Origin of the sequence: Bradyrhizobium sp., from assembly GCF_019242285.1 — a bacterium.
In the GTDB taxonomy this organism is placed as follows: domain Bacteria; phylum Pseudomonadota; class Alphaproteobacteria; order Rhizobiales; family Xanthobacteraceae; genus Bradyrhizobium.
Window position 1 is genome coordinate 45,593 of record NZ_JAFAVV010000291.1, and the last position, 9,680, is coordinate 55,272.

General features: G+C 64.9%; 8 protein-coding genes. All 8 read right to left on the reverse strand.

All coding sequences use genetic code 11. The features are described 5' to 3' along the window. Nucleotides 1-57: 57 nt before the first annotated feature. Nucleotides 58-1,248 (reverse strand): multiple monosaccharide ABC transporter permease, encoded by a 1,191-nt coding sequence (gene mmsB, locus JOY90_RS11380; protein ID WP_291691237.1) that lies wholly within the window; start codon nt 1,246-1,248, stop codon nt 58-60. Continuing rightward, entirely contained in the window at nt 1,245-2,825 is a 1,581-nt protein-coding gene (gene mmsA / locus JOY90_RS11385; protein ID WP_291691238.1) for a multiple monosaccharide ABC transporter ATP-binding protein, read from the reverse strand. The genes mmsB and mmsA overlap by 4 nt, the downstream gene beginning before the upstream one ends. Nucleotides 2,826-3,188: 363 nt before the next feature. Next, a complete protein-coding gene (gene chvE, locus JOY90_RS11390; RefSeq protein ID WP_291691239.1) occupies nt 3,189-4,262 on the reverse strand; it encodes a multiple monosaccharide ABC transporter substrate-binding protein in 1,074 nt (357 codons plus the stop codon). A 1,182-nt stretch (nt 4,263-5,444) separates the two neighbouring features. Beyond that, the gene (locus JOY90_RS11395; RefSeq protein WP_291691240.1) at nt 5,445-6,173 is read right to left on the reverse strand and encodes an SDR family oxidoreductase; all 729 of its coding nucleotides are present in this window, start codon (nt 6,171-6,173) and stop codon (nt 5,445-5,447) included. Between the two features lie 190 nt (nt 6,174-6,363). Continuing rightward, complete coding sequence (locus tag JOY90_RS11400; protein ID WP_291691241.1) at nt 6,364-6,672, reverse strand: hypothetical protein; 309 nt, start codon at nt 6,670-6,672, stop codon at nt 6,364-6,366. Between the two features lie 76 nt (nt 6,673-6,748). Next, nucleotides 6,749-7,141, reverse strand: a complete 393-nt coding sequence (locus JOY90_RS11405; protein WP_291691242.1) for a rhodanese-like domain-containing protein — start codon at nt 7,139-7,141, stop codon at nt 6,749-6,751. Between the two features lie 99 nt (nt 7,142-7,240). After that, on the reverse strand, nt 7,241-8,761 hold the full coding sequence (locus JOY90_RS11410) for a CYTH and CHAD domain-containing protein (RefSeq protein ID WP_291691243.1): 1,521 nt from the start codon (nt 8,759-8,761) through the stop codon (nt 7,241-7,243). A 78-nt stretch (nt 8,762-8,839) separates the two neighbouring features. Then, the coding region (locus tag JOY90_RS11415; protein WP_291691244.1) for an ABC transporter substrate-binding protein at nt 8,840-9,680 on the reverse strand (841 nt) is incomplete at its 5' end.

The window sequence follows — 9,680 nt, forward strand, 5'->3', positions numbered from 1 at the left end:
ACATCTCGTCCGTACAAGTACGGATTTCATCAAAGCATTCGACGGCCCGCAGCGCCGTCACCGGCGCTGATTGTAGACGTCGATGCAGACGGCGCCGAGCAGCACCAGCCCCTTGATCACCTGCTGATAGTCGATGCCGATGCCGAGGATCGACATGCCGTTGTTCATGACGCCCATGATCATGGCGCCGACCACCGCGCCGCCGACCCGCCCGACGCCGCCATAGGCCGAGGCACCGCCGATGAAGCAGGCGGCGATCACGTCGAGCTCGAAGCCGGTGCCGGCCTTCGGCGTCGCAGTGTTGAGCCGCGCGGCGAACACCAGGCCGGCCAAGGCCGCGAGCACGCCCATGTTGACGAAGGTGAGGAACGTCAACCGTTCGGTCTTGACGCCCGACAGCTTCGCCGCCTTGGCGTTGCCGCCGACCGCATAGATGTGGCGGCCGACCACGGTGCGCCGGGTGACAAAACCATACAGCATGATCAGCACCGTCATGATGATCAGCACGTTCGGCAGGCCGCGATAGGAGGCGATCAGGTAGGTGAAATAGAGCACGACGCCGGCGAGCACGACATTCTTGCCGGCGAAGAAGGCGAAAGGCTCGACCTCGATGCCATGCGACTGCTCGCGCGCGCGGCCCTTGACGCTGGCATAGACCAGCGCGAGCGCGAGCACTGCGCCGATCAACAGCGAGGTCGGATGCAGCGTGCCAGGTCCTTCGACGATTTCCGGGATGAAGCCGGAGGACAGTTTCTGGAAGGTCGGCGGGAACGGCCCGACCGACTGGCCCTGCAGCACGGCAAGCGCCAATCCCTTGAACACCAGCATGCCCGCGAGCGTGACGATGAAGGAGGGAATGCCGAAATAGGCGACCCAGTAGCCCTGCGCGGCGCCGATCGCCGCCCCCACCATCAGGCAGGCGAGGAAGGCGATCGCCGGATGCAGGTGCAGATGGACCATCAGCACGGCGGCGACCGCGCCGACGAAGCCCGCCACGGAGCCGACCGAGAGGTCGATATGGCCGGTGACGATCACGAGCAGCATGCCGAACGCCATGATGACGATGTAGCTGTTCTGCAGCACGAGGTTGGTGAGATTGAGCGGCTGCAGCAGCGTGCCGTCGGTCATGACCTGGAAGAACAACATGATCACGCCAAGCGACAGCAGCATGCCGTAGGTGCGCAAATTGTTCTTGATGAAACCGGCGTGCCGGCGCTCCTCGGGAAGCGAAACCGTCTTGTCGGTCATGACACCATTCCTCCCGCGCGCGCCTCGTTCCCATGCACGCCGTTGCCGGACAGGCTGCTGTTGCGCATGATCGCCCGCATGATCTTTTCCTGGGTCGCCTCCGCGCCGGAAAACTCTCCGACGAAGGCGCCCTCGTTCATCACGTAGATCCGGTCGCAGATGCCGAGCAGCTCCGGCATCTCCGAGGAAATCACCACCACGCCCTTGCCGGCTTCGGCCAGCTCGTTGATGATACAATAAATCTCGTATTTGGCGCCAACGTCGATGCCGCGGGTCGGCTCGTCCAGGAACAGCACCTTGGGCGCGGTCATCAGCCATTTCGACAGCACCACCTTCTGCTGGTTGCCGCCGGACAGCGTTGCGGTCTCCTGGTAGACGTCGGAGCAGCGGATCCGCATCCGGCTGCGGTAGTCGGTCGCGGCCTTCAATTCGGCGATGTCGTCGATCGCCCAATGCGGCGCCACCTTCTCGAGGCTGGCCAGCGTGATGTTCTTGCGGACGTCATCGGCCAGGATCAGGCCGAGCTGCTTGCGGTCCTCGGTCACATAGGCGAGCCCGGCATCGATCGCCGCCGGAACCGAGGAGAGGCTGATCTGGCGCCCGTCGAGCTGCACCCGTCCGCTGATGCCGTGGCCCCAGGCCTTGCCGAACAGGCTCATGGCGAACTCGGTCCGGCCGGCGCCCATCAGGCCGGCAATACCCACGACCTCGCCGCGCCGCACCTGGAAATCGACATGCTTGATCACCTGCCGCTCGGGGTGCAGCGGATGGTGCACCGACCAGTCCTCCACCGCGAGCACCGGCTCGCCGATGGCGGCGTGCCGCTCCGGGAAGCGGTGCGCGAGGTCGCGGTCGACCATGCTGCGGATGATGCGGTCCTCCTCGACCTTCTCGGTGCGGCAGTCGATGCTGTCGACGGTGCGGCCGTCGCGCAGCACCGTGATGCGGTCGGCGACGCGGGCGACCTCGTTCAATTTGTGCGAGATCAGGATCGAGGCGATGCCCTGCTCGCGGAACGTCACCAGTCGGTCGAGCAAGGCCGCGCTGTCGGTCTCGTTCAGGCTCGCCGTCGGCTCATCCAGGATCAGCAGGCGGACCCGCTTGGACAGCGCCTTGGCGATCTCGACCAGTTGCTGCTTGCCGACGCCGAGATCGGTGATCAGCGCGTCCGGCGATTCGCGCAAGCCCACCTGGGCCAGAAGCTCCTGGGTGCGGCGATAGACCGTGTCGCGGTCGATGACGCCGAATTTCGACGGCGGATGCGACAGGAAGATGTTGTCGGCGATCGACAACAGCGGGATCAGCGCCAGCTCCTGGTGGATGATGATGATGCCGAGCGCCTCGGAATCGTTGATGTCGCGGAAGCGCCGCTCCTCGCCGTCGAAGACGATGCTGCCGTCGAAACTGCCGTAGGGATAGACGCCGCTCAGCACCTTCATCAGCGTCGACTTGCCGGCGCCGTTCTCGCCGACCAGGGCATGGATCTGGCCGGCTTCCACGGCGAGGCTGACGTCGCGCAGCGCCTGCACGCCCGAGAAGCTCTTGCTGACCCCGCGCATCTCCAGCAGTGCCGTCATCGCATCATGTCCTAGCGCATCGCCCCGCAAGATAGTTGCCTACACCTCTTCCCGCGCGCGGGGAGAAGTCGATCACGCACCAGGTAGCCCGGATGAGCGAAGCGACATCCGGGAACGCTGGACCCGCATATCGCTGCGCTCATGCGGGCTACGAAAACTAACACGCGATGAGTTGAGCTGCTCTGGGGCAACAGCGCCGGTGCGCTCCCCTCCCCCCTGCGGGGGATTGGGAAAGGGAGGCCCACGGCACATTTCCCGTGGGGTTACCCCCCTCCCCAGCCCTCCCCCGCAAGGGGGAGGAGAGCTCACCGCGCCCGTCGCCGCAGGTCCACTCTCATCACATCTTGACTCGCTACGAGGTCCCTACTCCACCTGCGACTTCTTGTAGTAGCCGGAATCGATCAGGACCTTCTCCCAGTTGCTCTTGTCGACCACCACCGGCTTCAGGAGATAGGACGGCACCACCTTGACGCCGTTGTTGTAGGTCTTGGTGTCGTTGACCGTGACCTGCTTGCCGGCCAGCGCGGCGTCGACCATGTCGGCGGCGACCTTGGCGAGGTCGCGGGTATCCTTGAAGATGGTCGAGTACTGGTCGCCGCGCAAGATCGCCTTCATCGAGGGCACTTCCGCATCCTGCCCGCTGATGACCGGCATCGGCTGGTCGGCGCTGCCATAGCCCACGCCCTTCAGCGAGGAGATGATGCCGATCGACAGCCCGTCATAAGGCGAGAGCACGGCGTCGACCCGCTTCTTGCCATAGAAGGCGCTGAGCAGGTTGTCCATGCGGGCCTGGGCGGTGGCGCCGTCCCAGCGCAGGGTCGCGACCTTGTCCATGCCCGTCTGCCCGCTGACCACCACGAGCTTCTTGCTGTCGATGTAGGGCTGCAAGACCGACATCGAGCCGTTGTAGAAGAAGTAGGCGTTGTTGTCGTCGGGCGAGCCGCCGAACAATTCGATGTTGAACGGGCCCTTGCCCTCCTTCAATCCGAGCTTCTGCTCGATCGACTGCGCCTGCAGCACGCCGACCTGGAAATTGTCGAAGGTGGCGTAATAGTCGACGTTCGGCGTGTCGCGGATCAGGCGGTCATAGGCGATCACGGTGATGCCACTGGCCTTGGCCTGCTTGAGCACGTCCGACAGCGTGGTGCCGTCGATCGCCGCGATCACCAGCGCCTTGACGCCCTTGGTCACCATGTTCTCGATCTGCGAGAGCTGGTTCGGGATGTCGTCCTCGGCATATTGCAGGTCGGTGCCGTAGCCGCGCTCCTTGAGCGTCTTGACCATGTTGTTGCCGTCGTCGATCCACCGCGCCGAGGACTTGGTCGGCATCGCGATCCCGATGGTTCCCTTGCCCTGCGCGAGCGCGCCGCCGGCGGACGCCATGGCGGCGGCGCCCACGAGCGCAAACGCGAGAAATGTGGTCTTCAGCTTGAGCATGCTTCTCTCCCTCCTATAGGACTCTTGTATTGGACTCTTGTTTGGACTGCTGGCTTGTTGGATTGTGGTGCAGCGCCGCCGTGGGCGGCTTCGCGAAGATAGGGGTGATGGACCAGCGAGCTTGGCGCACGGTCCGTGACAGCGTCGTGATCAGAAGAACCGTCCGGCGCTCGGATCGATGGCAAAACATGCCCACACCTGCGCGCCTGACCGGCGTGTCATCGACCGCGCTGCGGGGACAGGGAACGGACGTAGGCCATCATCTACTGCGCTCTCCCCAAACCTATTCGGCGAACGCACCCCGCCCAGGGATACCGCGCCAACCGCCCCGCCCCTGATGGGCAGCGGAATTTCATGCGTTATTCCACGGATGCCGCGCCACGACTAGTCATATTATTTGACTATTTTGATCGGCCCGATCAAGGATTTTAGGGCCACGGGCTGACCGACTTTGGTCCAAGCCGCGCACGTACGCATGTGCGGCCGCGGCCTCGCGGCGCCTCTTGCGTCCGAGCTATGCCAAGCGAGACCCTCCTTGTCGAGAGGGCGCAGGGAATGCCGGGCGCTGGCCTCGCCCATGGCCCGCCTGCAACAAGAAACGCAGGCGGCAGTCACCACAGGTTCAGCCATATCGTCCGGCATTCCCCGCGCGATGGGTTACGGCTTATACGTGATCTCCCCGGGGAGCGGGCTTTCTTGTCCCCGTCATCCGCAAGATCATCGGCCTGCGAACTTGACGCCAGCGTCGCGGCGCCAGGACCACACGATTTCACCGTCCGCAAGATGCCGCTCGTCTGGCGACATCATCGCGTCCACCGCATCCCACCTCCAACGTCCGTGACGATCGCGATACGTCCCTCTGCATGGAGGCGGGATGGGAGATAATAAACATATCTTCGGAAAAAAAGAAAGATAAAAATTTGGGCAGCGACGGCGATGAAGCGGATCGCGTTGAATCGACTGCCGAACTTTCAGTTTTGATGCAGGCGGATTCGGCGAGTGCGGCGAGTTGCGTGCGCGGGGTAGCGCCGAGAATTCTACAAACTCACGGTCCGGCGGGGCGAATCAGCCGTAGCCCCGGTGAGCGAAGCGATACCCGGGAATGGCAGTCCCGCATGTCGCTTCCCCTACGCTCTTCGAGCTTCGGCGGACAGGTCGCTCATGCGGGCTACGCCACGACCGCTAGAGATCGAAATTCGTGGGCAGCATGACGACGTCGCGGATGGTCATGCCGCGCGGGCGCGTCAACATGAACATGACCACCTCAGCCACTTCGCTCGCTTCCAGCAGGCTTCCCGACCGCCTCGCTTCCTCCAGCTTCTCGGGCGGCCAGTCCGAAAGCAGCGCGGTGACGACGGGGCCGGGCGAGATCGAGCCGACGCGGATGCCGTGCCTGAAAACCTGGCGCCGCACGGTCTGGACGAAGCAGTTGATCGCCCATTTGGACGATGCATAGACCGGCTCCCAGGGCGTCGGAAAATGCGCCGCCAGCGAGCTCGTGACGACGATGTCGCCGGTCCGGCGCTCGATCATGTGAGGCAGCACGTCGTGCACATTCTTCATCACCACGTTGACGTTCAGGTTCAGCATCCGGTCGATGGCCAAAGTGTCGGCATCGACCAGGTCACCGCCGACATAGGTCCCCGCATTGGCGTGCAGGATGTCGAGCTGGCCTGCCTTCTCCAGGACTCGGGGCAGCAACGTCGCACAGTCCTTCGGATCCAGGAGGTCGATGACCAGCGGGACGGCGGCGTCGCCAAGCCTGTCGCAGATCGCCTCGAGCGCGGCCTCGTCGCGGTCGACCATCACGACGCGGGCGCCTGCCGCCAGCATCGCCACGGTGCTGGCCAAGCCGATGCCCGACGCCGCCCCGGTCACGGCCGCGACTTTGCCTTCCAGTTCTTTCGCCATGGCACTCCACCCTGCTGGTCACACGCACGTAGCCCGGACGAGCGAAGCGACGTCCGGGACGGTCCACCCCGCATATCGTTGGCAAGAGCGACGGCACGTCGCCGACTCACGGATTCTGCGCCTGCAAGCCTAACGACCTCAGCACGTGGTGCCCATCCCCGGCATTGCAGCCACACCAGCCTTCATCGCCTCATCCGGCGCGACGAACCAGGAAACGTCCGCCACCCCGAAAATACGACGGCCGATCGATCTCCCAGGCATATTCGCCCTGATCCACACCGGTTCGACAGCCCCGCATCTCGAACCTCTTCAGCGCACCCCCGGCCGCCGCCAGGAGCTCCGAGCCGAACAACAGCAGGACGAAGCCGACCAGGAAGGTGCGGGAGCGGTCTTTCGATGCGCCGAATTCCGGTTGGCGCGGACCGAGATGGCGCTGAAGAAACCGCTCCAGCCCGGACATTCGCGCATCAGCGGTCGAATCGTCGATGAGTGCTTCCATGTCACGGCCGCGTTGGTCAGGTACAAGATCACGTCGCGCGTGAGACCAGTTTGCCTCCGCCCGTCCGGCAAAGATTCTAAGGCACCACCAACGGATAGCCGGCGGCCGACCATGCGGAGCACCCACCCTTGATCACCCACACGTCCTGAAAACCCATCTCGCCGAGAATCTCGGCGCAGAGCGTCGCCTTGCCGCCACCACCGCATGTCAGGATGATCTTCTGTGTGCGATCCTGAAGCGCCGGATCGCGGCGCCGCAGCTCGGTATCGACGCGAATGTCGAGTTCGCCGCGCGGGATGTTCCTCGCCCCAGGAATCGTGCCGCGTTCGGCAAGCTGCCAGGCTTCGCCGACATCGATGATCGTCGCGCCCTGCCGATCGACGATCTCGCGGGCCTCAACGGCCGTCAGAAACCGCACGCGCTCGGCGGCTTCATGCACGCGGTCGCGGAACGTCTTGCCGCTCGTCATGTCGATCCCGTGTCATGCCGGCTTCGGCAAGCGATATCCGGATACGGCGTTTAAATCCAGTGCCGTTTCCCTTTCCACGCGCGCCGCCGGAATGATCGCTCAGGCTGCCTTCTTGAGGAGCTTGCCGGCCGAACATGCCTCGCCCAGAAGGCCGGCCTCCCGGGCCTCCTCGCGGCCCGTCAAATAGCCGATTGCAAAGGCCTTGCGGGAGGCGGCGTTGGCGCGGGCAAAATCCCGCGCCACGTAACGATGCGCCCGCATGTCATTGAGGGTGCCGAGCGCGCTCTGCAAACCCTTCAGCGCACGATCGGCTCTGCGGCGACGCTTGCGCCCGGGGCGCCCGCGATCGAGGCTGGCGAAGAACTCGCGCGCGTAGCGCAGCTTCTTGACCGCGATCCTGAGCTTGTGGCGGCGCATGGCATCAAGCCGCTCCACCTTGCGCACGCGCTTGATGATCTTGCGCCTCCTTCGCGCGAGTTCCTCCTGCGCGAACGAATCAGCCGGCCGCTCGCGCTGCGCGCGCCTGAGATCGTCATCATCGTTGCGCCACGCGCCGTCGATCAGCCACAGCGCGCAATCGAGAACGAGGCGGCCGAAGCGGCCGTTTTCGAGCGCCCTTCCCGCCCTTGCGAAGCCGGCGGTCCGTTCCGCCTCGAGATCGCGCGCAAGCATCTCGAACTCGCCACTCTCGGGCTGGCGTTCGAGACAGGGGGCGACGGTCTTGCTGATGAGCACGTCGGTGTCGCGCGCCGGCCCGAGCTCTCCGGTCAGCCATTTCAGCTCGCCCTTCAGGCGATCGGTTTCGTCGCCCCGCAGCATGTCCCTGAACAGCGACAGCGCCGCGCGCAGACGGCGCAGACCGACGCGCATCTGGTGAACGCCCTCCGGATCGTGCCGTCGTACCGCGCGCTCGTTGGCGGCGATCTGGCGCAGGCAGGAGAAGCCGATGACGACGAAGGCGTCGGCCACCGTCGCGGACGGCGCGAGCACGATCGCATCGGCGCGCATGGGAGCATCGACCGTCCCTTCGAGAAGGGCGGCTCCCCAACCGGCCTTGGCGCGAACACCCAAGGCGACAGGGATCTCATGTGCCAGCCTTCGCGCCAGCCGGGCGATATCGGCCGGCGCGCCCCGCTTCAGCTCGATCTCGATCTCGGCGATGTCGACGCTGGAATCCGCCGCCGCGACGCGGCCTTCGTCGACGGCGAGCTCGATCTCGCTGCGGCCGACCTGCAACGGCATCAGGGTGCGCTCGACCCGCGTCTCGAACACCGGCTTCAGCCTTCGCGCGATGTCGTCGGTGAGGATCGGCGCCAGCGCCGTGCGGCGCGCGAGCTTGAGCTTGGGCCGGTCGCCCTCGATCTGCGCCTCCCATTCCCCTCGCGCCATCGGCACGGTTGAAAGCGCCTTGATGGTCTGCAGCCGATGCTCGCCGATGCGGCGCACGCGAAGGCTGACGCCGTGGTCACGCAGCGCAAGATCGCGGGTATCGAAATAGACCGAGACGAGACCCTGCGTCCTGATGCCGTCGCCTGCCATTCGCTTCAGCCATGGCAGGGTGAGCACCTTCCGCAAGCCGGCTTTCGACGTGACAAGCTTGAGCTCGATCTCGGTTCCCACGGTTCCCTCCCTGGCGCTCGAGCGATAGGGCGTGGGATATCAAGGATTGCGCAGGCGCGATGTTCCTCCAAGGCGCGACTACGCCTTGACCACCGACAGGAACACGCTGGTATCGAAATATTGCGACGCCGGCACGGGGTTCTCGATCTTGGCGAAGCGGACGAAGAAGTCGGTCACCTGCTGCAGCCATTCGGTGACGGTGCCGTTGGCGTAGAGCCGGCGCCACACCGCGGTCGGAAACACCCGCATCGCGCCGAACTGCTCCTTGATGTCGCGCTCCGGCACCTCCTTGTAGTAGTTCTCGTGCAGCACCCCCATCGATTCGTTCGCCCGCGCCAGCAGCATGTCGTTGCCCTCCGTCCAGGCCCGCACGATGCGGGTCAGCACCGGCCGGTTGCCGACGAAATAGCTGTTGGAGGCGACCCAGCCGCCGACGATCGCCGCACTGGGATAAAAGGCGCTGGCGTCGAGGATCATCTTCGCCTGCGGCACCTTTTCGCGCACCGGAATGTTGAAGGGCACCCACAATGCGATGGCGGGGACCGACCCGCTGATGAAGGTGTTCACGGCTTCCGGCATCGGCGAGCTGGCCAGATCGATGTCGCCGGCCGTCATCTTGTTCTCCCTCAGCGCGTTGTCGAGGAACACATGCGCCGTGGTGCCGGCGGTGGTGGCGACCCGCTTGCCGCGCAGATCGGCGACCTCCTTCACACCCATGTCGGGGCGCACCCAGAGCTGGGCGGTGGCGTATTCGATCGAGTTGATCAGGAACAGCTTGCCCTGCCCGCGCGCCGGGAAATTCGAGCAGACCGCGCCGGTCACCAGCATGTCGATCTCATTGGCCGCCATCGCCTTGAACAATTCAATGCCGGTGCCATAGAGCTTGAACTTCGTATCGAGGACGTTGCGCGCCCAAGCG

Bases quoted from the DNA above. Each gene is read 5' to 3' on its own strand.
- mmsB (WP_291691237.1), bottom strand. From the start codon at position 1,248: ATGACCGACAAGACGGTTTCGCTTCCCGAGGAGCGCCGGCACGCCGGT.
- mmsA (WP_291691238.1), bottom strand. From the start codon at position 2,825: ATGACGGCACTGCTGGAGATGCGCGGGGTCAGCAAGAGCTTCTCGGGC.
- chvE (WP_291691239.1), bottom strand. From the start codon at position 4,262: ATGCTCAAGCTGAAGACCACATTTCTCGCGTTTGCGCTCGTGGGCGCC.
- JOY90_RS11395 (WP_291691240.1), bottom strand. From the start codon at position 6,173: ATGGCGAAAGAACTGGAAGGCAAAGTCGCGGCCGTGACCGGGGCGGCG.
- JOY90_RS11400 (WP_291691241.1), bottom strand. From the start codon at position 6,672: ATGGAAGCACTCATCGACGATTCGACCGCTGATGCGCGAATGTCCGGG.
- JOY90_RS11405 (WP_291691242.1), bottom strand. From the start codon at position 7,141: ATGACGAGCGGCAAGACGTTCCGCGACCGCGTGCATGAAGCCGCCGAG.